Here is a 21,943-nt window from a genome sequence, read left to right as displayed (position 1 = left end):
CCACTTTATTTACATTGAAATTTGACTAGCATAATGTTAATATAATAAATTAAAAGAATAAAACTGACTTTAAAAAGGCCATTTATCAAAAGAGAATAGATATAAACTCAGACTGGCTTGGTAAGTAGCTTGAAAGATAACTGAAGTTACTAAGGAGTCAGTCTTTTCATATAAATATGTAGTTATGACTCCTACCAAAATATGAATAACTATGGTTATTACTCTTAAATCCAAATAACTAAGAGCATAATATAAAGTACTAAGTATAAAACCTACAATTATTCCATATTCCTTTTTAAAATGGTAATAGACAAATCCACGATAGAGTAATTCTTTACTGAAGGCAGGAATCAGATAACATATAAATAAGATCATGAAATAAATTATGCTTAGTCTAAAGTCTTTTCCACCATGTATATTAATTATAGAATTAATTTTCAAATTATTATCAGATAGGTGAATTATAATTATACCCAGTAAAAAGAAGGAACTTAACTGTAGACCTAATTTAATATTTCCAATAAAATTATCAAAGTTAATTCCTATCTCTTGAAATGATAGGTCATAGACCATAGTAGTATAATATAGTAAGAAGGAGATAAAGAAGCTACTTCCTATAAATTTGAAGATCATTATATAAAAGTTATTTATATATGGAATATCAAAGTATACATATAATTGAAAGAATAGAATTAGAAAGTTGATTAAATACCAGATTGACTGTGCTTTGATAATCTCTTTTAGATATAAGTATTTATTTTGATGTTCATTATTCTCAGTAGATTGATCTTTTTCTTTAGACATCTTTATTCCTCCCAGTGATAATATTGCTATAATATTTATTCTCTGTATGTAAAAATTTTCCTGCCAGGTTTAGATGTTCATATTTGAATTTTATAATATTAATTGCTAATAGGTTAGATTTTTGTTAGAATATATTTAATATAAATTCGTTAACAGCTATAATAATTATTTGATAGCTAATCATAGAAGGAGGAGAGAAGATGAGAAGTAAGAATGTAACTACAAAGATTGATAAAGCACCTCAGAGATCATTATTTAAAGCGATGGGGTTGACTGATGAAGAACTAGATAAACCATTAGTAGGAGTTTGTAATTCAGTTAATGAATTGATTCCAGGTCATACTGACTTAGATAAGATAGCTGATGCAGCTAAAGCAGGAATCAGAATGGCAGGAGGAACTCCCTTAGAATTTGGAGCAATCGGTGTTTGTGACGGGATAGCAATGGGACATGAAGGGATGCATTACTCTTTAGCAAGTAGAGAAATTATAGCAGATTCTGTAGAGACTATGGCAAGAGCTCATGCTTTAGATGCCTTAGTTTTAATTCCTAACTGTGATAAGATTGTACCTGGAATGTTGATGGCAGCTGCTAGATTGAATATCCCAACGGTAGTAGTTAGTGGTGGAGCAATGTTAGCAGGAAGGCATAAGGGAAAAGATATAGATTTAAATACTGTATTTGAAAGTGTGGCAGCTTATCAAGTAGACAAGATATCAGAATCAGAGTTGTTAGAAGTAGAGAATAGTGCATGTCAGACTTGTGGTTCTTGCTCTGGTATGTTTACAGCAAACTCTATGAACTGTTTAACAGAGGTTCTAGGGTTAGGTTTACCTGGTAATGGTACAATTCCAGCAGTTTATGCTGATAGAATTAGATTGGCAAAATATGCAGGAATTCAGGTAATGGAGATGTTTAAGAAAGATATCAAGCCTTTGGATATATTAACAGAAGAATCCTTTGATAATGCTCTAAAGGTAGATATGGCTTTAGGTTGTTCAACTAATACAGCTTTACATCTACCAGCAATTGCCCATGAAGCAGGTATAGAATTTGAATTAGAAGCAATTAATAAAGTTAAGAAGGAAGTACCTCATATTTGCAGCTTAGCTCCAGCAGGTAGTCATCATATTCAAGATTTACATGAAGCTGGAGGAATCCCTGCAGTAATGAAAGTCTTAAGTGAGGAAGGAATACTTAATGAAGAGTTAATTACTGTAACGGGTAAGACTATTAAAGAGAATTTAGCAAATGCGAAAGTCTTAGATAAAGATGTAATCAGGGATTTTGCTACTGCTTACCATGCTGAAGGTGGATTATCCTTCTTAAAGGGTAATTTAGCACCAGATGGTTCTGTAGTTAAGCAGGCTGCTGTAGCTGATGAAATGTTAGTCCATGAAGGACCTGCAAGAGTATTTGATGCTGAGCAGGATGCTGTTGCAGCTATTCATGCTGGCAAGATTAATCCTGGAGATGTAGTTGTAATCAGATATGAAGGTCCAAAAGGTGGGCCAGGAATGAGAGAGATGTTAACACCTACATCAGCAATTGCAGGTGTTGGTTTAGATAAAGAGGTAGCTTTAATTACTGATGGACGTTTCTCAGGAGCTACTAGAGGAGCGGCTATTGGTCACGTATCACCAGAAGCGATGGAAGGTGGACCAATGGCAATCGTTGAAGAAGGAGATATCATTCAGATAGATATCCCTAATGGAAAATTAAATGTTGATTTAACTGATGAAGAGATTCAGGCTAGATTAGATAAATGGGAAGCACCAGAACCTAAGATTAAGACTGGATATCTTTCCCGTTATGCTAGATTGGTTACTTCAGCTAGTACAGGAGCTGTATTTAAATAATAAGATTAAATTATTTTAGATAGAAATTGACAATCAAATCATTTATTTGTATAATATAGTCAGATAGTAGAAAACAGGGGGATTGTGAATGGAAGCGGGTTTATTAATCTAAACGAATTTAATATGTTATTCTCTTTGAAAAAAGATGTCATGTTTTTTATTAATGCATGAACTAATTATCTTAAGCTTTTTTGAGCTTAAATGTCCAAGGGATTAGTGTGTCTATTTTTAGATGTCCTTGGAAATTAGGAGAGTAACTTAGATTAATAAACTCATCTTAATAGATATAGTTATATATTATCGTATAGTACGATATTTTAGGCTATGGGTTTATGCCCATAGCCTTTTTTTATATACAGCAGCCCCCTATATTTCCTACTATTATATAATATATCTAATTATATCGAAGCCATGGGTTTATCTACCTGTGGCTTTTTGTAGTTATATATTTTATTTAAGGAGCGATGAGAATGATTGTGATTAAAAAAGAAATGAGTGTTAGATTAGGTTAATAAAGTTTAAAATTCAGTTATTAAAAATTAGGAGGAATTTATTAGCGATGACTAATATTGAATATAAAATTGCTAGGAGTAAAGAGGAGTTTGAAGGCATTAAGGATTTATGTGAAGATGTTTTTGCTATAGAGGAGAAAGAATTATTGCATGACTTAGTTTTCAATTCCCCAAATAAGGAAGAGAATATCTGTTTTTATGCTTATGATAAAACAGCAAATAAGTATGTAGGAACAGTAAATTTAGTAGTTATGCCGATTAGATATGGGAATGTTATTTTAAAATCTGCTGAACTTGGAATTGTAGCTACAGCTAAAGATTATCAAGGCAGAGGAATTAATAAGAAGTTAATGGAGATATTCTTTAATAAAGCTGAAGAGTTAGGGTATAACATTATAGCTATTGAAGGGATTCCTTACTTTTATCGGCGCTATGGTTTCAATTATGCCATACCTATGGGCAGTGTAAACTTGAATTTAGATAAGGTAGAAAGTAAAGGTGATAAAGATATTGTAATCAGGGTAGCAAAAGAAGAAGACATCGCTTTTATAGCTGACAACTTCAGGGAAGCTTCTAAAATAGCAGATTTATGTACTGTTAAAGGGAAAGATATTATCAAAGCTCAGATGCTAGATTATATTTCCCCAGTTATAAGAAAGAAATATTTAATAATAAAAAAGAATCAAACCAAAATCGGTTACTTAGCTTTAAATAGTGGTGATGAAGTTCAAATCTGTGATATCTCTGATAATTTAAGTTTTAAGATATATGAAGCAGTCATTGACTATTTTAAAGGGCAAGGGAAGAGTTTTATTAATATAGATATTCCTAGAGAAAGCAAATTTATCAAGCTGATGGACAGATATGGGTGCAACTGGAAGCAGTGGTATTCATGGCAGATAAAGATACTTGATGAGTTTAAATTTTTAACTGATATAAAATCTGTATTAGAAGAGAGATTAAATAACTCTATTTATAAAGATGAACAGGTTGAATTTTATTATGATAACTTTAGAGAGTTGATTAAGTTTGAGATTGATAATGGAAGAATAAATTTGATTAAAGAAGAGAGAAAAGAAGCAAAGTGGGATTTTAATTTAAATCCGCAAGGTGCTATTAAGCTATTTTTAGGAGAGAAGAGTAGGTCAGAGATTAATAGCTTTTTACCTGACTGTAATGTTAATCACAGGTATCGAGATCTTATTAATATTCTCTTTCCTAGAATGAACTCTCATTTTTATATGAATTACTAGAATAGAAGGTGGAGGGTTATACCTCCACTAAATAAACAAGGAGGAAATTGCATTGAATTTAATAGATTTAGGTTGGAATAAAAATTTTGAAAGTGAGTTTAATCAATTTAATGATAAAGGACGATATCAAGTAGCTAGAGTTGCTGTAGAATATAAGGGTATTTACAAGTTATACACTGAGCATGGTGAGGTTTTAGGAGAGATAACAGGAAAGATGCGTTATAATGAAGAGTTTCCAGCTGTGGGTGATTGGGTAGTTGTTTCTTTACAAGGTTTAGAAGAGAGAGCAGTAATTTATCATATTCTACCTAGAAAAAGTAAATTCTCTAGAAACATGGCTGGTACTAAAAACGGAGAACAGATAGTAGCAGCCAATATAGATACAGTATTTATAGTCACCTCTCTAAATCAAGACTTTAATTTAAGAAGGATAGAACGGTATTTAACTATTGCCTGGGATAGTGGAGCCAATCCAGTTGTGATTTTAAGTAAAGCTGATTTATGTGAAGATATTCGAGAGAAGAAAAGCCAAGTTGAAAGTGTTGCATTTGGAGTACCAATTCATGTAATCAGCTCTATTGATAATCAAGGAATAGATGGATTAAGACAGTACCTTCAAAAAGGAAAAACTGTTGCCTTATTGGGCTCTTCAGGAGTAGGGAAATCTACTTTGATTAATAATTTACTTGGTAAGGATAAGATGAAGGTTAACGAGATTAGAGAAGATGATGGTAAGGGGAAGCATACTACTACTCATCGTGAATTGATTCTTTTGGAAGAAGGTGGGGTTATTATTGATACTCCAGGAATGAGAGAGATTCAATTATGGGATAATTCTGAAGGCTTAAAGGGGAGTTTCTCAGATATAGAAGAGTTAGCAAGAAGCTGTAAATTTAATAATTGCCAACATGATTCAGAGCCAGGTTGTGCTGTTAAAAAAGCTATAGAACAAGGTGAATTGCCAGAGGAAAGGTTAGAGAGTTATAGGAAGTTAGAAAGAGAATTATTATATATTGAACGTAAGAGAAAGTATGGAGCAGAACGAGCAGCTAAATTAATGCAAAAAGATATATTTGGTTTTTAGAAGAAATTTTGGAGGTAAACTAACGATTACAAATTATAATTATAAAAAGTAAATAAATATACAGATTTGTATGAGATTTATAAAAATTGCAGTGGTCCAGGTGGTTTAAATTTAGCTGAATTTTTGGCAGATAAGATGGGAGTCAAGCAGGGAGATAAGATTTTAGATGTAGGAACAAGTAATGGTTATCAGACCTGCTTTTTGGCAAAGGAATTTAGCCCATTTATAGTAGGGATTGACTCTTGGGTGATTCTGTCGAAAAATTAATGGGTAATGCTAGAAAATGGGGAGTAGAAGGTAATATTCTTGGTATCAAAGTTGGTGTACCAGATATAGATTTTGCTGATTCTTGTTTTGATAAGGTATATACAACCACTACCCTTGAGATGCTAAGAGGAATGAATGGAGCTAAGGGGTATAAAGAAGCAGTTGAAGAGATTTATAGAGTTCTTAAGCCAGGTGGTATTTTTGGACTTGGTGAACCGATGCATAATGATGTGGCTATTCCTAAAGAGATATATCCTTATGTAACAAAAGGGAATATGCCAGCACCTTGGACTAAATGTTTTGCAACTCTTGAAGAGACTATTGAAGTTTTTGAGTCAGTAGGTTTTGAGATAATCGAAGCTGATATAGCACCTGATGCTCAGTTATGGTGGGAAGAGTATGCTGAGTATGACCCTTATTCAAGTGAGCCTGGAGAAGATGGCGAGTTTATCGAAAAGGATAAAGGTAGATGGGTTACCTTTGGATACATTATAGCAAAGAAATAATGTACTAAGAATTTAACCTTATATTAATTACAAAGAGTATAATTAATATAAGGTTTCCATTATGGTGACCTCTTAATCTGTTTTTGTAATAAATATTAAACATATGATATTATTTACTTAAAGCTTTGACCTAACTTTTAATGTTGACAAATTCTTAGTCAAATGATAAACTTTAATTTAAAAAATTAGTTATATAAAATAGTTTGGTGAAGTAATAAGATATATAACATTTTTTAAATAAATTATTATATTCTAAGGTGGTATTATGTATAAGAAAGCTTTGAAGGTTGCATTAGCAGTCTCATTATCTATTGCTATAGGAAGGTTATTAAATATCGAATCTACCTTTTATGCAGCTATAGCTGCAGTAATAACTATAGGAACAGGATTTGCTGATAGCTTTCAATCTGCAAAAAACAGAATGATGGGAACCTTTATAGGAGCAGGCACAGGTATATTTTTTGCTTATTTAAATCAAAACAGTATAATTTTATGTGGAGTTGGCATCTTTATTACCGTAATGATATGCCAAAAGATTGGGTATACTAATTCAATTAATATAGCTTGTATAGTCTTTATAGCTATAATGGTGAATTTATATGATTATGTAACTCCTTTTTACTATAGCATCTATAGATTGGCAGATACTTTATTGGGAGTTACAATATCTACTTTAATAAATTATGTGATCTTTATGCATAAAGATTTAAAAACAGATAATGATATTTCCTTGAAGGGGTAAATAATAAATATCTTGACAAATGTAAATAACTAACATATACTATTTATTAAATAACATACACTCTTTAAAGGTTATGATAGGGAGGGAAATAATTTTTAGGATTACAGAGAATCGGGGTAGCTGAGAACCGATATCTAAAGGATTATTTTTGTAGCCCTTGAACTGCAAAATTGAAAGGAAATTCTAAGTAGGTTTTGCCGGAATCCTAGTTTTTAGGAGACAGCATCCGTTATCATATGCTGAAGTATAAATTGTACTAGATTATTTAGTATGAGAGTACTTATTGAGACTGCTATTTTAAGATGGTAGTGAATTTGGGTGGTACCACGTGAGAAGACCTCTCGTCCCAATTAATGGATTTAATCCGTTAATTGAGATGAGAGGTTTTTTATATTTATATCTAAGGATAAAGTAATTAGTAGTGAGTAGTAATAACCTCTTATTAAAAAATGAGTAGAGAGTAGAAAGGAGTTGCTAAGTATGACGTTATTGACAGGTGCTCAAATATTTGTAGAGTCCCTTTATAAAGAAGGGGTAGAGATAATCTTTGGTTATCCTGGGGGGAAGGTTATCCCAATTTATGATGTATTGTATGATTCAAAATTTAAACATATTATGCCACATCATGAACAAGGAGGAATTCATGCAGCAGATGGATATGCCCGTTCTACTGGTAAAGTTGGTGTTTGTCTTACCACTTCTGGACCTGGGGCAACCAATTTGGTAACAGGATTGGCGACAGCCTATATGGATTCTGTACCGATTGTAGCTTTTACTGGTCAGGTACCTAGAGCAATGTTGGGAACTGATGCCTTTCAAGAGGCAGACATTACAGGAATTACAACACCTATTACAAAGCATAATTACTTAGTTCAAGATGTAAAGGATTTATCTAGAATTATTAAGGAGGCCTTCCATATTGCTAAAACTGGAAGACCTGGACCTGTTTTAATAGATATTCCAAAGGATGTATTACAAGAAGAAGCAGAGTTTGTATATCCAAACAAGATTAATCTTCCAGGGTATAAGCCAAACTATGAGGGGCATGAGCTACAAATTAAAGAAGCAGCTAAGGCAATTAATGAGTCTAAAAATCCAGTAATTTATTCTGGTGGAGGTGTTATCATCTCAGAAGCTAGTGATGAATTGCGTGAGTTAGCTAAGAAGGCAAATATTCCAGTAACTACTACCTTAACAGGGCTTGGAGCCTTTAATGAAAGGGATGAATTGAGCCTAGGGATGCTAGGGATGCATGGTACTACTGAAGCAAATCTAGCTATATCAAATGCAGATTTATTGATAGCAATTGGATCAAGGTTTGATGATAGAGTTACAGGTAAACTTGATACCTTTGCTAAAGATGCTAAGATTATTCATATCGATATCGATCCAGCAGAGGTAGGAAAAAGGAAACTTGTTGATATTCCAATAGTTGGAGATGTTAAGAGGATATTAACTATTTTAAATAAGGTGGTTGAAGAGAAGGATAGAAGTGAATGGTTAGCTTTAATTGATAACTGGCGTAAATTAGATGAAGTCAGTCAAGTTAGAAAAGATAAGAAGAAGTTATCGCCAAAAGAGATTATCGAGGCTATAGATGAGCTAACCCAAGGTGAAGCCTTAATTACTACTGAAGTAGGGCAACATCAGATGTGGGCAGCCCAATTTTATAAATATACTAAGCCTAGAAGTTTTATGACTTCTGGAGGTTTGGGGACAATGGGATATGGCTTTCCAGCTGCTGTAGGAGTTCAAGTTGGTAATAAAGATAGTGTAGTTTTTGCTTTAGCTGGTGATGGAAGTTTTCAGATGAATGTCCAAGAGCTGGCTACAGTAGCTAAGAATAAATTACCATTAAATATCGTTATCTTCAATAATGGATACTTAGGGATGGTAAGGCAATGGCAAGAGATGTTTTATGATAGAAGATATTCATCAGTCTGTTTGAAGATGCAAGAGAGCTGTCCTCCAGGATGCTCTTCACCAGGGGATCACTGCCCAGTGACAACACCTGATTTTGTTAAACTGGCAGAAGCTTATGGAATTAAAGCTAAGAGGATAACAAAGGCAGAAGAGATAAGACCAGCATTAGAGGAAGCAATTAATAGTCCTCACCCTTACCTACTAGACTTTATTATAGAAGAGGAAGAGAATGTATTCCCAATGGTACCACCAGGTGGTAGCTTAGATAATATGGTCTTAAAGGAGGAGGCATAATGAAGCATACAGTTTCAGTTTTAGTAGCTAATGAAGCTGGGGTCTTAGCTAGGATAGCCAGTCTGTTCAGCAGAAGGGGCTTTAATATTGAGAGTTTATCTGTTGGTAAAACAGATAATGATGAGATATCTAGAATTACTTTGGTTGTTGAAGGTAGTGATAGGGTTTTAGAGCAGTTGACTAAACAATTAAATAAGTTGATTGTTGTCCATAAAATCAGTGATTTGACTAAAGAATCAGTTGTTAGTAGAGGGTTGGCTTTAATTAAGGTCAAGGCTACTGCAACTACTCGCTCTGAGATTATGCAGATTGTAGATATCTTTAGAGGAAAGATTGTAGATGTGGCTTCTGATTCAATTATGGTTGAAATTACTGGGAATGAAGATAAAATTACTGCAATTGAAGAGTTATTAAGACCTTTTGGGATTAAAGAACTAGTTAGAACTGGTAAGATAGCTATGGCTAGAGGGAAGAAGTAAACCAGTTAACGGTTTACAGTTATAAATAAAAAACATTAATAATTAAAGAGCTATTTTATAAATTAAAATAAATAAAATAATACAGTTTAGATTAGGTGTATGGTGTATAGTTATTATTAATTTTCTCTTTAACTTAACTGTCCACTGTCAACTGTCAACTGTAAACTAACAATTCGAGGAGATGAGTAGAATGGTAAAAATGTATTATAATGAAGATGCTGATTTAAAAGTTTTAGAAGGAAAGAAAGTTGCAGTTATTGGTTATGGTAGTCAAGGTCATGCACAAGCTCAAAATATGAGAGATGCAGGATTAGACGTTATTGTATCTGAGTTAGAAGGAACTAAAAACTATGAGCAAGCAGTTAAAGATGGTTTTGAACCTAAGAGTGCTGCTGAAGCTGCTAAAGAGGCAGATATAATTCAAATCTTACTTCCAGATGAAGTACAGAAGAAGGTATATTATAGTGAAGTTGAACCAAATTTAGAAGCAGGTAATGCTTTAGTATTCTCACATGGATTTAATATCCATTATGGTCAAATCGTCCCACCTGCTGATGTAGATGTATATATGGTGGCTCCTAAAGGGCCAGGGCACTTAGTAAGAAGAGTTTATACTGAAGGTTTTGGTGTTCCAGCATTGATTGCTATCTATCAAGATGCTACTGGTAATGCTAAAGACTATGCATTGGCTCATGCTAAGGGTGTAGGTGGTACTAGAGCAGGTGTAATTGAGACTACATTTAAAGAAGAGACTGAAACAGATCTATTCGGTGAGCAAGCAGTATTATGTGGAGGAACTACTGAGTTAGTTAGAGCAGGTTTTGAAACATTAGTAGAAGCTGGTTATCAACCAGAGATTGCTTACTTTGAATGTTTACATGAGCTTAAGTTAATTGTTGACTTAATGTATGAAGGTGGTATTGCTACTATGAGAGATTCTATCTCTGATACTGCTGAATATGGAGATTTAATTGCTGGAAAGCAGGTTATTAATGATAAATCAAGAAAGGCTATGAAGAAGTTACTTACAGATATTCAAGAAGGAGAATTTGCTAAGCAATGGTTACTTGAAAATCAAGTTGGTCGTCCAGGATATAATAGAAAGAAAGCTATTGATGAGGATCATCTGATTGAAAAAGTTGGAGCAGAGTTAAGATCTAAAATGAATTATCTTGATTAATTTTTAGTGTGAGTAGTGAGTGTGGGGGTGAGATAGTGGAATATAAGCTATTTTTCACTCACACTTATCACACCCACTCACACAAAAAAGAGTGAGGTGAGTTTTTATGGCTATTAAAATCTTTGATACTACTTTGCGTGATGGTGAGCAGTCACCAGGAGTTAGCTTGAGTGTTAAAGAGAAGTTGGAGATTGCTAAGCAGTTGGCAAAGTTAGAAGTAGATGTGATTGAAGCGGGATTTCCTATTGCTTCAGAAGGAGATTTTAAGGGAGTTCAGAAGATAGCCCAAGAAGTTAAAGGTCCAGTAATTGCTGGATTAGCTAGAGCTACTAAGCAAGATATCGATAGGGCTGGGGAAGCACTTAAGGATGCAGAAAGACCAAGAATTCATACCTTTATAGCTACTTCACCTGTTCACATGAAATATAAATTGCAGAAATCATCACAAGAGGTTTTAGAAAGTGCTGTTGAAGCTGTTAAATATGCTAAGACTTATACCGATGATGTGGAGTTTTCAGCAGAGGATGCCTTTAGAAGTGATAAGGACTTCTTATGTGAAGTCTTTGAAGCAGTGATTGCTGCTGGGGCAACTACAATTAATATTCCAGATACAGTTGGTTATGCTACTCCTTTAGAATTTGGTGGACTTATAAAATATATTAAAGATAATGTACCTAATATTAATCAAGCTGTAATCAGTGTTCATTGCCACAATGACTTAGGTTTGGCAGTTGCAAACTCATTAGCAGCTATTGAAAATGGAGCAGAACAGATTGAATGTGCTGTAAATGGAATTGGTGAAAGGGCAGGTAATACTGCATTAGAAGAGATTGCTTTAGCGCTGAATACCCGTTATGATTACTTTGATAAACAGAGTAATTTAAATTTGAAAGAGATTGCTCGTACCAGTAGATTGGTTAGCCATTTGACTGGTATGGAGATTCAACCTAATAAAGCTATTGTTGGTAAGAATGCCTTTGCCCATGAGTCTGGTATTCACCAAGATGGTGTGATTAAAGAGAGAACCACTTATGAGATTATGGATGCAACAACTATTGGGTTAGAGGAGAATAAAATTGTTCTTGGAAAGCATTCAGGGCGCCATGCCTTTAGACAGAAGCTAGAGGAATTGGGCTATGAATTGGGTCAGGAAGAATTAAATTCTGCCTTCAAAAGATTCAAAGACCTAGCAGATAAGAAAAAAGAGATTACTGGTTTTGATTTAGAAGCTATTATGGAAGATGAGATTAGCCAAGTTGACCAAGTTTATCAGATAAATCTTTTACAAGTAACAAGTAGCCCAGGGTTAGCAACAGCTACTGTTCAGTTGGAGAAGGATGGTCAGAAGATCAATGAGAGTGCTTGTTCTGAAGGTGGACCGATTGATGCGATCTATGAGGCGATGAATCGGATAACAGGTTTAGAATGTAAGTTGGCTGATTATCAGATAGATTCAGTAACTAGTGGTAAGGATGCATTAGGTGAGGTAATTGTTAAGTTAGATTATCAAGATAAGATTTATGTTGGTAGAGGTATTAGTACAGATATAATTGAAGCTAGTGCCAGAGCTTATAATAATGCGATGAATAGGATATTTGTAGCTATTAAGTAAGTAGTGTTCGTTAGAGAATATTCAATAAGTAAATAAGTCGAGGAGGCGAGTAATTATGGGAATGACAATGGTAGAGAAGATCTTAGCAGCTCATGCTGGTAAAGATAAAGTAAGACCAGGAGAATTGGTAAATGCAAAATTAGATTTAGTTTTAGGAAATGATGTAACTACTCCAGTAGCAGTAAAGGAGTTTAAGAAGATAGGTATTCAAAATGTCTTTGATAAGGATAGAATAGCAATTGTACCAGATCATTTTGTTCCTAATAAAGATATTAATTCAGCAGAACAGGTTAAAATGATTAGAGAGTTTGCTGAGGAAAAAGAGATTACAAACTTTTTTGAATTAGGAGAAATGGGAATTGAACACTGTTTATTACCTGAAAAAGGTTTAGTTGTTCCTGGAGATATTGTTATTGGTGCAGATTCACATACATGTACTTATGGTGCTTTAGGTGCTTTAGCTACAGGAATTGGAAGTACTGATATGGCAGCAGGTATGGCAACTGGTGAAGCATGGTTTAAGGTTCCAGAGACTATTAAGTTTGTCTATAAAGGTGAGTTACAAGAGTGGGTTAGCGGTAAAGACTTAATCCTTTATACAATCGGTGATATCGGTGTAGATGGTGCTTTATATAAAGCTATGGAGTTTACAGGTCCAGTAATTGATAATTTATCTATGGATAATAGATTTACTATGTCTAATATGGCTATCGAAGCTGGAGGAAAGTGTGGATTAATTGAAGCAGATGAGATTACTTTGGAGTATGTTAAAGATAGAGCTCAACGTGAGTGGACAGTATATAAAAGTGATGAAGATGCAGAGTATGCTCAAGTAATTGAGTATGATGTAACAAATATCGAACCTCAAGTAGCTTTCCCTCATTTACCTGAGAATACAAGAGGAATCAGTGAAGTGGGAGATATTAAGATTGACCAATCTGTAATTGGTTCTTGTACTAATGGAAGAATTGAAGATTTAAGAGTTGCAGCTGAAATTTTAAAAGGTAAGAAGAAAGCTAAACATGTAAGATTAATCATCTTCCCTGGTACTCAAGAGATTTATAAGCAAGCAATGAAAGAAGGATTAATTGAAATCTTTATTGATGCTGGAGCAGCAGTAAGTACTCCAACTTGTGGACCTTGCTTAGGTGGACATATGGGTATCTTAGCTAAAGGTGAAAGAGCTATTGCTACAACTAACCGTAACTTTGTTGGTCGTATGGGCCATCCAGAAAGTGAAGTTTATTTATCAAACCCAGCAATTGCAGCAGCTTCTGCAATTGCTGGTAAGATTGTTAGTCCGAAGGAGGTATTATAAGATGGAGATTAAAGGTAGAGTATGGAAGTATGGTAATGATGTAGATACTGATGTAATTATCCCAGCTAGATATTTAAATACATCTGATCCTCAGAAATTAGCGGAACATTGTATGGAGGATATTGATGATACTTTTGCTGCTAATGTGGAGCAAGGTGATATCATCGTAGCAGAGGATAACTTTGGTTGTGGAAGCTCCCGTGAGCATGCTCCAATCTCAATTAAAGCAGCAGGAGTATCAGCAGTAATTGCTAACTCTTTTGCCCGTATCTTCTTTAGAAATGCAATCAATATCGGACTTCCTATCTTAGAATGTCCAGAAGCAGTTGCTGGAATTGAAAAGGGAGATGAAGTAGAGATAGATGTAGATTCTGGAGTAATCAAGAACTTAAGTAAAGGTACTGAGTTTCAAGCTGAACCATTCCCAGAATTTATGCAAAAAATCATTGATGCAGGTGGATTAGTAAATTACGTAAAAGAGAAGGTAAAGGGATAGATTTTGAATAATAAATTGTAGGGGTTGGTTAACACCAACCCGTACTTTTATCTTAATTTAAAATATCATAACTTAAGGATAAATGCTATAAAATCAAGCCCTCACACCTCACCCCTTAATCCCCTCTCCTTATCTAATGAGAGGGGAAACCCTTTATCTTTTGTTTTTCTCCCTTCTCCTAAGAGTAGGAGAAGGGCTGGGGATGAGGTGTGGCTCTTAAGTTAATTTCTATGAGATTAAAGTGAGAGTTGGAGGTTTCAAAAAACAATAAGAATGGAGAAGGAGAGTAATTATGACTAAGAGAATAGCAGTAATCGGTGGAGATGGAATTGGACCAGAGGTAACTAAGCAGGGTGTTAAGGTATTAGAGAAGTTATCTCAAATTACAGATTTAGATTTTGAGTTTGAAGAATTTAGTATAGGAGCTGACCATTATTTAGCTACTGGTGAGCTAGTAACTGATGAGGTTAAGGCTGATTTATTAAACTTTGATGCTATCTATTTGGGGGCAGTAGGAGATCCTCGTGTTAAACCAGGTGTTTTAGAGCATGGAATTTTATTAGACTTACGCTTCTCTTTAGACCAATATATCAATCTTCGTCCAATTAAGTTATTGGATTCTAAATTTACTCCATTAAAGGGTAAAGGTCCTAAAGATATCGATATGATGATCGTCCGTGAGAATACAGAGGGTCTTTATGCTGGAGTAGGTGGTTTCTTTAAGAAAGGAACTAAGGATGAAGTGGCTACTCAAGAGATGATCAATACTTATAAAGGTGTAGAGCGAGTTATACGTTATGCTTATGAGTATGCTCAAAAGCGTAATAAAAATAACAAATTGACTTTATGTGATAAGAGTAATGTTTTAACTTATTCTCATGACTTATGGCAAAGAGTATTCAAAGAGGTTGGAGAAAAGTATCCTGATGTAACTCAACATCACATGTTAGTTGATGCTATGACTATGAAGATGGTTAGAAATCCAGAAATCTTTGATGTAGTAGTTACTTGTAATATGTTTGGAGATATCATCACTGATTTAGGTGCAGAGATTCAAGGTGGAATGGGTATGGCTGTATCAGGTAATATCAATCCAGAAGGTGTATCCATGTTTGAGCCAGTTCATGGTTCTGCTCCAGATATTGCAGGTCAAAATAAGGCTAATCCATTAGCTGCATTATTAGCAGCAGCAATGATGGTTGAGGTTCTAGGAAATCCTAAAGAGGCTCAAATGATTCAAAAAGCAATCGATTTATCATTAGCAGAGAATCAAACTACTATTGATATGGGTGGAAAATTAACTACTGACGGAGTAGGAGATTACATCTGTAGTGTTTTAGGATAGGAGGGGATTGTAGTGATAAAAATTTATGATACTACCTTACGTGACGGAAGTCAAAGAGAGGGTATCTCCTATTCTACAGAAGATAAATTAAATATTACTAAGAAATTAGATGAATTAGGTGTTGATTATATAGAAGGGGGTTGGCCTGGTTCCAATCCCAAAGATATTGAGTATTTCAATAAAGTGCAGGATTTAAAGCTTGAAAATGCTAAGATAGCTGCTTTTGGTAGTACCCGTAGAGCCAATATTAAAGCAGAGGAAGATAAGAACTTGAATGCTATCTTGGCTTCTGGGGTCAAAGTTGCTACAATCTTTGGAAAGACCTGGGATTTGCATGTGACCCAAGCTTTAAAGACTACTTTAGAAGAGAATTTAAAGATGATTGAGAGTTCTGTGGCTTATCTAAAGAGTAAAGGCTTAGAAGTTAACTTTGATGCTGAACATTTCTTTGATGGTTATGAGGCTAATCCTGAGTATGCTACTAAGGTCTTACAGGCTGCCGAAAAGGGTGGAGCTAATACATTGATCTTATGTGATACTAATGGTGGTACAATGCCTTTTAGAATCAAAGAGATTATAGCCAAGGTTAAAGAAGAGGTTAACACACCTTTAGGTATTCATGCCCATAATGATACTGAGTTAGCAGTAGCTAACTCCCTAACTGCTTATGAAGCAGGGGCAGTACAGATTCAAGGAACTATCAATGGTTATGGTGAGAGGTGTGGTAATGCTAATCTATCTTCAATTATGCCAAACTTGAAATTAAAGTATAATGAAGATTTTATAACTGATGAACAATTATCAAAGATTACAGAGGTATCTCGTTATGTTAGTGAGGTAGCCAATTTAAACCCTCCTAGCCATAAACCTTATGTTGGAGATAGTGCTTTTGCTCATAAGGGTGGAATTCATGTTAGTGCTATCTTAAGAGATTCTAAGACCTATGAACATATTCGACCAGAGTTAGTAGGTAATAAGCAGAGAGTTCTTGTTTCTGAATTGTCTGGTAAGAGTAATCTTGTTTATAAAGCTCAAGAGCTTGGTATTAATATTGAAGAGGAGAGCACAGATTTAAGGGCTGTTTTAGATAAGATTAAAGATTTAGAGCATCAGGGCTATCACTTTGAAGGTGCTGAAGCCTCCTTTGAATTATTAGTAGAAAAAGCAACAGGTAGATATACAAAGCTCTTTGAACTAGAAGGGGTTAGAATTATCACTGAAAAGTCTGAAGATATTAGTCCTTTATCAGAAGCTACTATCAAGGTTAAGGTCAATGGAGAGAGAGTCCATACAGCAGCAGAAGGTGATGGACCAGTTAATGCTCTTGATGGTGCTTTACGAAAGGCATTAATTAGTTTCTATCCTGAACTTAAGGATATCCATTTAATAGACTATAAAGTTAGGGTCTTAGAAGGTAATGAAGGAACTTCAGCTAAGGTTAGGGTGTTAATTGAGTCTACAGATGGACACCAAACTTGGGGTACTGTTGGAGCTTCAACCAATATTATCGAAGCCAGTTGGCAGGCTTTAGTGGATAGCATAGAGTATGGGATAAAGTTGAAACAATCTAATAAATAAATATCTATAAAAAGTAGATATGAGCACTTTCCGAAAGGTTTACTGGTAACGGTATTGAAACCTGATTGAAATTGATGAAATATTAATACTATATACAGATAAAACAAGAATATATTCTTAAGGCAACCTAATTACTTGGTTGTCTTTTTTATTATTTATAATTGTTATATTTTATTTTTTAAATAAAATAATTCTAATTATTTGAAGGATGTGGTTTATATTTATAGAATTAATAATATGGGAAAATAATATTAAAGAGGAGTTGAAAAGTAATGAGAAAGTTTACTATTTTATTAGCATTATTGATAATGTGTTTAAGTTCAACAGTTGTATTTGCTGGTTATGAAGTTGTTGGTGGAGGGATTTATACTACTTTTGATTTTAGTAATTTAAATGATTGGATTAAAAATGTTAATAAGGATACATTTTCTGCTTCTGATTTGAAGTCAAATAAGTTTGATGAGATTGAAAATACAGCTGGTTTTTATTTGGGAGGGTATACTGATTTACCTACATTTAGTCCTAAATTAAAGATTGGTGGCGAATATGAGAATATTTCTCCTGATAAAAGTAAACTTTATAAGAAGGAGAATGATGGTTTTGAAGTCGATGCTACTATTAATATTGATTTACAAGGGTTTACAGGGGTAGCTAAGTATCAAGTTAACAAATTTATAATAATTAATGGTGGGTTAGGTTATTATACAGGAGAATATGAGTTTGAAGTGGAAAATTCTGAAAGTTATAATTATACTCAGAAAGCTGATTTAAGTGGAATAGGTGCTAAGTTGGGAATAGGAAGTAGTTATTCATTAAGTGAAAATGTTAATATTTATGGAAATGCTAACTATCGGATATTGACTTTAGATATGGATTTTGATGATTCTGTTTCTGTTGATGAAGCTTACATAGATGGTAATTACAATGATCAAAAGGATGATGGTGAAGATGAATTGGATGCTAGTGGTTTTGAACTTACTTTTGGACTTGCGTATAAGTTCTAATAATTATAAATAAACTAAAAAATAATAAATAATTTTTTATAATTGGTCAGACACTAATAAGTGTCTGGTCTTTTTATTTAATTGATAAAATTTAGATTCAACTTTAATTTTAAGTGAGTTTATAGTAAAATTATGGTTATAGAGATTTATTAAGTGAATTTAGAGATTAAGGTTTAGAAGGATATAAGAATATCTTCTTAAACTTAAGTTTATGTTAGACCTGATCACTAACTAGGGGAGGGTATTATGGGAGATGGGATTTTAGATTTTAATTGGAAATTATTTGCTCAGAGGGTTTATCAGAAAGCCAAATCAGTAGATATATTTGTCAATGCTATGAGTTTAGTTTATACGACTTTATTATCACTTGTTCCATTATTAATCTTTTCTTTTTATATAATGACCTTATTTAATATTTTTGGAGGGATGGAGAGGATAATTAATGCTTTAAAAGGAATTATTCTAGAGAACCTAGCTACTGGGACTGGTGAAATTGTAATTAGGTATTTAGAGAATTATGTTACCAATGTAGATATTACTCAATTAGGAGTTATTAGCTTCTTCTCCTTAGTAATAGTAATTGTATTTATGCTAGCTAGAATTGAAATGACCTTTAATAAGATTTGGGGAGTAGAGGAGCACCGTGATATCTTTAAGAGGTTTGTTGCTTTTTGGACCTTTGTTACTTTAGGTACCTTTTTAATTACTCTTTCTTTGAGTCTGACTATCTCTGTGATTAGTTCTTATCTAAGCTCTGATTTGATTGAAGTCTCTACTGGGAATACATATATCTTTCGTTTTATCTCAGTTGTCTCATATTTTCTAATCTTTATTGTAGGATATTATCTGATTCCAAATACAGATGTAGAACCATTAGCTGCTATTGTGGGAGGTTCTATTAGTGGATTTTTATTCAATTTAGCTAAGACTCTGTATAAAGTTTATACCAAGTATGCAGTGGGCTATAGTCAGATTTATGGTTCTTTATCGGTAATCCCTCTCTTTTTAGTCTGGTTATATCTAGTCTGGATGATTACATTATTAGGAGCAGTTATCTGCTATGTCTTTCAAAATAGGTCTAACTTGCACCATTTTAATACTCTTCAAGATATTACAATTGGTATTCAAAATATAATTCCTATTGCAATATTAGTAGTAATATGTAAAGAATTTATGGATAGAAAATCAACAGGGATAACCTTTGAAGGCTTAGCCAATAAAATCAATATTCCTGTAGAAATAATTGAGGATAATATTAAAGGATTAATGGCAGAGAACTTGATTACTATTACCAAAGAGAATAGATATATTCCAATAACTACTCTCCAAAGAATATCTCTATGGGAGATATGTGAGCTGTTACTCTTTAAGCAAGAGGTATCTGTTAAAGAGATATTTGCTGATGAAGAGGTTTGTGGAGTATATGCCTCTTTAAAAGATGAATTAAGGAAGCGTTTAAAAGGCTTAACTATTACTGATTTATTAGACGAAGGGTGTTAATATAAACTTAAATTTAAAATAAATAAAAGTAGGTGAGTAGAATGAAATTTGTTAGATTTAAAGCAGAAAAAAAGGTTAAATATGGTATCTTAGAGGATGATAATGTACAAGAGCTTGAAGGAGATATTTTTGGGGATTATCAGAAAACTAATATTTTCCACCGCTTAGTGAATATTGAATTACTTGCACCATGTAATCCTAGTAAGATAATATGTGTAGGTCTTAATTATAAAGACCATGCCAAAGAGATGAATATGGAACTTCCTAAAGAGCCGGTTATCTTTATGAAGCCAGCAACTGCTCTAAATGGACCAAATAAGAAGATTAAATATCCTAAGATTAGTAGACAGGTGGATTACGAGGCAGAATTGGCTATTGTAATCAAAAATGAGATTAAAGATTTAAGTCCTAAAGAGGTTGAGAACCATATTTTAGGATATACTTGTTTTAATGATATTACAGCTAGAGATTTGCAAAATAGAGATGGGCAATGGACTAGAGCTAAGTCCTTTGATGGATTTGCTCCTTTAGGACCAGCAATAGCAACTGATTTAGATCCTAATAATTTGGGAATTCAATTAATTCATAATGGGAAGATAAAACAAGACTCTAATACTAATCAAATGATATTCTCAGTTAAGGAGTTAGTCAGCTTTATCTCTCAAGTAATGACATTAAAGCCTGGTGATATAATAGCTACTGGAACTCCTCCAGGGGTAGGTAGTGTAGAGGTAAAAGATGAATTAGAAGTAAAGATTGAAGAGATTGGTATTTTAAAGAATACAGTTATATAAATCATAAGGGGGATTAGCTGAGAGATTATGTTGGAGGTTTATGCGGTCAAACAGGAAGAGATAGATGATTTTAGATTAAAAAGCTTAATTCCTTATCTCTCTGAAAAAAGGAAGGATAAAATCAGCAGATTTTTAAGGCAAGAAGATATTTATCATAGCATAATAGGAGAAATTTTAGTCAGAAAGCTAGTTTGTGAGAAGCTAGATTTAAAGAATAATCAAATTATCTTTGAAAATAATAATTATGGTAAACCATTTTTGAAAGGTTATGATAATCTTTATTTTAACATATCGCATTCTAGAAGATGGGTAGTATGTGCTATAAGTGAAAGAGAAGTTGGTGTAGATATAGAAGAAGTCAAAGCAATTGATTTAAATATAGCTAAAAGATTTTTTTCAAAGAAAGAATATGAGGAATTAATGACTAAAAATAATCAATTGAGTTATTTTTATAATTTATGGACCTTAAAAGAGAGTTATATAAAAGCAGTTGGTATGGGCTTATCAATACCATTAAATCAATTTACAATAATTGATCGTGATAAGAATATCTTTTTAGAAGATCAAAATAGAAGTGGCTTATATACTTTTAAAAAATATAAAATTGATAGAGATTATAAAATGGCTAGCTGTGTCAAGGGTAAGTTGCAGGAAGATGAGTTGATAATTTCATCAGTAAATGAAATTATCAATGATTTTAAAGAGCATATATAAGTTATAGGTTTGAGTTTGAGTTTAAGTTAACCATTAAAAATTGGTCTTGGAAGTTACTTAGACTCAAACTCAGGCTAAAGTTAATCTAATTAAATTAAATTCTATTCTATTTTAGATATACTCTTCATATAGTCAGACTATATACTTATTAATCTTCAATATCATCTATAATTACCTTATTAATATACCATTCTTCATTAATATTTTTTAATTCATAGGCAAAGATAAATTCCTGTATTTCACGTGTTTTACCTGGGTCTTTTACATCATGAACTTGTCTTCCCTTAATTTTAATATTGTTATCAGAATCTAATACTGAAATTTCTTTGTCTACAAGTTCTATTTTATATAACTCTAATCCTGCCTTAAATTCATGTTCAAATATTTTGATAAAGTCTTTTCTAGTGTCTGCCAGTTTTTCACCTCTTTCTAAACATTCGAATTCCTCTGAGTGTAGTGTTGATTTCATACCATCTAAATCACCTTCTTTTAGTGCATCTAGAAATTGATTAACTTTAGAAATAGCCAAATCTCTCTTCTGATCATTCATAGATTTCCCTCCATTGATTAGTTTAAGGATATATTTTTAATATGATGATAGTTATGTAAATTTATATCCTATTTACACTATTCTACACCAAATAAAGATATCCTTGTAGAATATCCATTAAAAATATGA

General features: G+C 33.2%; 20 protein-coding genes and 1 other annotated feature. Of the genes, 18 read left to right on the top strand and 2 right to left on the bottom strand.

Annotation, left to right across the window (positions count from 1 at the left end; translation table 11 throughout):
- Positions 1-69 precede the first annotated feature (69 nt).
- Entirely contained in the window at positions 70-804 is a 735-nt protein-coding gene (locus tag U472_RS04420) for a CPBP family intramembrane glutamic endopeptidase (protein WP_068715913.1), read from the bottom strand.
- 200 nt (positions 805-1,004) lie between these two features.
- On the opposite strand from U472_RS04420, the gene ilvD reads away from it, so the two are divergent.
- From ilvD to U472_RS04330, 18 genes are all read left to right on the top strand, one after another.
- Entirely contained in the window at positions 1,005-2,663 is a 1,659-nt protein-coding gene (gene ilvD / locus U472_RS04415) for a dihydroxy-acid dehydratase (RefSeq protein WP_068715911.1), read from the top strand.
- Between the two features lie 559 nt (positions 2,664-3,222).
- Positions 3,223-4,428 (top strand): GNAT family N-acetyltransferase, encoded by a 1,206-nt coding sequence (locus U472_RS04410; protein WP_068715909.1) that lies wholly within the window; start codon positions 3,223-3,225, stop codon positions 4,426-4,428.
- Positions 4,429-4,480: 52 nt separating this feature from the next.
- Positions 4,481-5,512 (top strand): ribosome small subunit-dependent GTPase A, encoded by a 1,032-nt coding sequence (rsgA, locus tag U472_RS04405; RefSeq protein WP_068715907.1) that lies wholly within the window; start codon positions 4,481-4,483, stop codon positions 5,510-5,512.
- 66 nt (positions 5,513-5,578) lie between these two features.
- On the top strand, positions 5,579-5,779 hold the full coding sequence (locus U472_RS16980; RefSeq protein ID WP_068715905.1) for a class I SAM-dependent methyltransferase: 201 nt from the start codon (positions 5,579-5,581) through the stop codon (positions 5,777-5,779).
- The gene (locus tag U472_RS04395; RefSeq protein ID WP_218059037.1) at positions 5,755-6,285 is read left to right on the top strand and encodes a methyltransferase domain-containing protein; all 531 of its coding nucleotides are present in this window, start codon (positions 5,755-5,757) and stop codon (positions 6,283-6,285) included. Before U472_RS16980 ends, U472_RS04395 begins: the two co-directional genes overlap by 25 nt.
- A gap of 265 nt (positions 6,286-6,550) precedes the next feature.
- Positions 6,551-7,027 (top strand): FUSC family protein, encoded by a 477-nt coding sequence (locus U472_RS04390; RefSeq protein ID WP_068715902.1) that lies wholly within the window; start codon positions 6,551-6,553, stop codon positions 7,025-7,027.
- A 64-nt stretch (positions 7,028-7,091) separates the two neighbouring features.
- Positions 7,092-7,379 (top strand) — a binding site (T-box leader).
- A 128-nt stretch (positions 7,380-7,507) separates the two neighbouring features.
- Entirely contained in the window at positions 7,508-9,244 is a 1,737-nt protein-coding gene (ilvB, locus tag U472_RS04385; RefSeq protein WP_068715900.1) for a biosynthetic-type acetolactate synthase large subunit, read from the top strand.
- Positions 9,244-9,723 (top strand): acetolactate synthase small subunit, encoded by a 480-nt coding sequence (gene ilvN / locus U472_RS04380; protein WP_068715898.1) that lies wholly within the window; start codon positions 9,244-9,246, stop codon positions 9,721-9,723. The genes ilvB and ilvN overlap by 1 nt, the downstream gene beginning before the upstream one ends.
- Before the next feature lie 190 nt (positions 9,724-9,913).
- Complete coding sequence (ilvC, locus tag U472_RS04375; protein ID WP_068715896.1) at positions 9,914-10,903, top strand: ketol-acid reductoisomerase; 990 nt, start codon at positions 9,914-9,916, stop codon at positions 10,901-10,903.
- Between the two features lie 106 nt (positions 10,904-11,009).
- Positions 11,010-12,515, top strand: coding sequence for a 2-isopropylmalate synthase (locus tag U472_RS04370; protein ID WP_068715894.1), 1,506 nt, complete (start codon positions 11,010-11,012; stop codon positions 12,513-12,515).
- Positions 12,516-12,570: 55 nt separating this feature from the next.
- Positions 12,571-13,833 carry a 3-isopropylmalate dehydratase large subunit gene (gene leuC, locus U472_RS04365; RefSeq protein WP_068715891.1) on the top strand — a complete coding sequence of 421 codons (1,263 nt, stop codon included), beginning with the start codon at positions 12,571-12,573 and terminating at the stop codon, positions 13,831-13,833.
- A 1-nt stretch (position 13,834) separates the two neighbouring features.
- Positions 13,835-14,329: a 3-isopropylmalate dehydratase small subunit gene (leuD, locus tag U472_RS04360; RefSeq protein WP_068715889.1), complete on the top strand. Its 495-nt coding sequence runs from the start codon at positions 13,835-13,837 to the stop codon at positions 14,327-14,329.
- 292 nt (positions 14,330-14,621) lie between these two features.
- Positions 14,622-15,674: a 3-isopropylmalate dehydrogenase gene (locus U472_RS04355; protein WP_068715887.1), complete on the top strand. Its 1,053-nt coding sequence runs from the start codon at positions 14,622-14,624 to the stop codon at positions 15,672-15,674.
- Positions 15,675-15,686: 12 nt separating this feature from the next.
- Complete coding sequence (gene cimA, locus U472_RS04350) at positions 15,687-17,252, top strand: citramalate synthase (RefSeq protein WP_083189748.1); 1,566 nt, start codon at positions 15,687-15,689, stop codon at positions 17,250-17,252.
- Positions 17,253-17,524: 272 nt separating this feature from the next.
- Positions 17,525-18,256 (top strand): hypothetical protein, encoded by a 732-nt coding sequence (locus U472_RS04345; protein ID WP_068715883.1) that lies wholly within the window; start codon positions 17,525-17,527, stop codon positions 18,254-18,256.
- A 246-nt stretch (positions 18,257-18,502) separates the two neighbouring features.
- The gene (locus U472_RS04340) at positions 18,503-19,756 is read left to right on the top strand and encodes a YihY/virulence factor BrkB family protein (RefSeq protein WP_068715881.1); all 1,254 of its coding nucleotides are present in this window, start codon (positions 18,503-18,505) and stop codon (positions 19,754-19,756) included.
- 41 nt (positions 19,757-19,797) lie between these two features.
- On the top strand, positions 19,798-20,550 hold the full coding sequence (locus tag U472_RS04335; RefSeq protein WP_068715879.1) for a fumarylacetoacetate hydrolase family protein: 753 nt from the start codon (positions 19,798-19,800) through the stop codon (positions 20,548-20,550).
- Between the two features lie 27 nt (positions 20,551-20,577).
- The gene (locus U472_RS04330) at positions 20,578-21,264 is read left to right on the top strand and encodes a 4'-phosphopantetheinyl transferase family protein (protein ID WP_083189747.1); all 687 of its coding nucleotides are present in this window, start codon (positions 20,578-20,580) and stop codon (positions 21,262-21,264) included.
- Positions 21,265-21,412: 148 nt separating this feature from the next.
- On the opposite strand, the gene U472_RS04325 is transcribed toward U472_RS04330, so the two are convergent.
- On the bottom strand, positions 21,413-21,814 hold the full coding sequence (locus U472_RS04325; protein ID WP_068715877.1) for a nuclear transport factor 2 family protein: 402 nt from the start codon (positions 21,812-21,814) through the stop codon (positions 21,413-21,415).
- Positions 21,815-21,943: the final 129 nt, after the last annotated feature.

The sequence above is a fragment of the Orenia metallireducens genome (genome assembly GCF_001693735.1).
GTDB lineage: Bacteria > Bacillota > Halanaerobiia > Halobacteroidales > Halobacteroidaceae > Orenia > Orenia metallireducens.
This window is presented reverse-complemented; position numbering and strand designations above follow the sequence as displayed.

Excerpts from the sequence above, each read along its gene's own strand:
- U472_RS04420 (WP_068715913.1), bottom strand. The coding sequence starts at position 804 with ATGTCTAAAGAAAAAGATCAATCTACTGAGAATAATGAACATCAAAAT.
- ilvD (WP_068715911.1), top strand. The coding sequence starts at position 1,005 with ATGAGAAGTAAGAATGTAACTACAAAGATTGATAAAGCACCTCAGAGA.
- U472_RS04410 (WP_068715909.1), top strand. The coding sequence starts at position 3,223 with ATGACTAATATTGAATATAAAATTGCTAGGAGTAAAGAGGAGTTTGAA.
- U472_RS04390 (WP_068715902.1), top strand. The coding sequence starts at position 6,551 with ATGTATAAGAAAGCTTTGAAGGTTGCATTAGCAGTCTCATTATCTATT.
- ilvB (WP_068715900.1), top strand. The coding sequence starts at position 7,508 with ATGACGTTATTGACAGGTGCTCAAATATTTGTAGAGTCCCTTTATAAA.
- ilvN (WP_068715898.1), top strand. The coding sequence starts at position 9,244 with ATGAAGCATACAGTTTCAGTTTTAGTAGCTAATGAAGCTGGGGTCTTA.
- ilvC (WP_068715896.1), top strand. The coding sequence starts at position 9,914 with ATGGTAAAAATGTATTATAATGAAGATGCTGATTTAAAAGTTTTAGAA.
- U472_RS04370 (WP_068715894.1), top strand. The coding sequence starts at position 11,010 with ATGGCTATTAAAATCTTTGATACTACTTTGCGTGATGGTGAGCAGTCA.
- leuC (WP_068715891.1), top strand. The coding sequence starts at position 12,571 with ATGGGAATGACAATGGTAGAGAAGATCTTAGCAGCTCATGCTGGTAAA.
- leuD (WP_068715889.1), top strand. The coding sequence starts at position 13,835 with ATGGAGATTAAAGGTAGAGTATGGAAGTATGGTAATGATGTAGATACT.
- U472_RS04355 (WP_068715887.1), top strand. The coding sequence starts at position 14,622 with ATGACTAAGAGAATAGCAGTAATCGGTGGAGATGGAATTGGACCAGAG.
- U472_RS04345 (WP_068715883.1), top strand. The coding sequence starts at position 17,525 with ATGAGAAAGTTTACTATTTTATTAGCATTATTGATAATGTGTTTAAGT.
- U472_RS04340 (WP_068715881.1), top strand. The coding sequence starts at position 18,503 with ATGGGAGATGGGATTTTAGATTTTAATTGGAAATTATTTGCTCAGAGG.
- U472_RS04335 (WP_068715879.1), top strand. The coding sequence starts at position 19,798 with ATGAAATTTGTTAGATTTAAAGCAGAAAAAAAGGTTAAATATGGTATC.
- U472_RS04330 (WP_083189747.1), top strand. The coding sequence starts at position 20,578 with ATGTTGGAGGTTTATGCGGTCAAACAGGAAGAGATAGATGATTTTAGA.
- U472_RS04325 (WP_068715877.1), bottom strand. The coding sequence starts at position 21,814 with ATGAATGATCAGAAGAGAGATTTGGCTATTTCTAAAGTTAATCAATTT.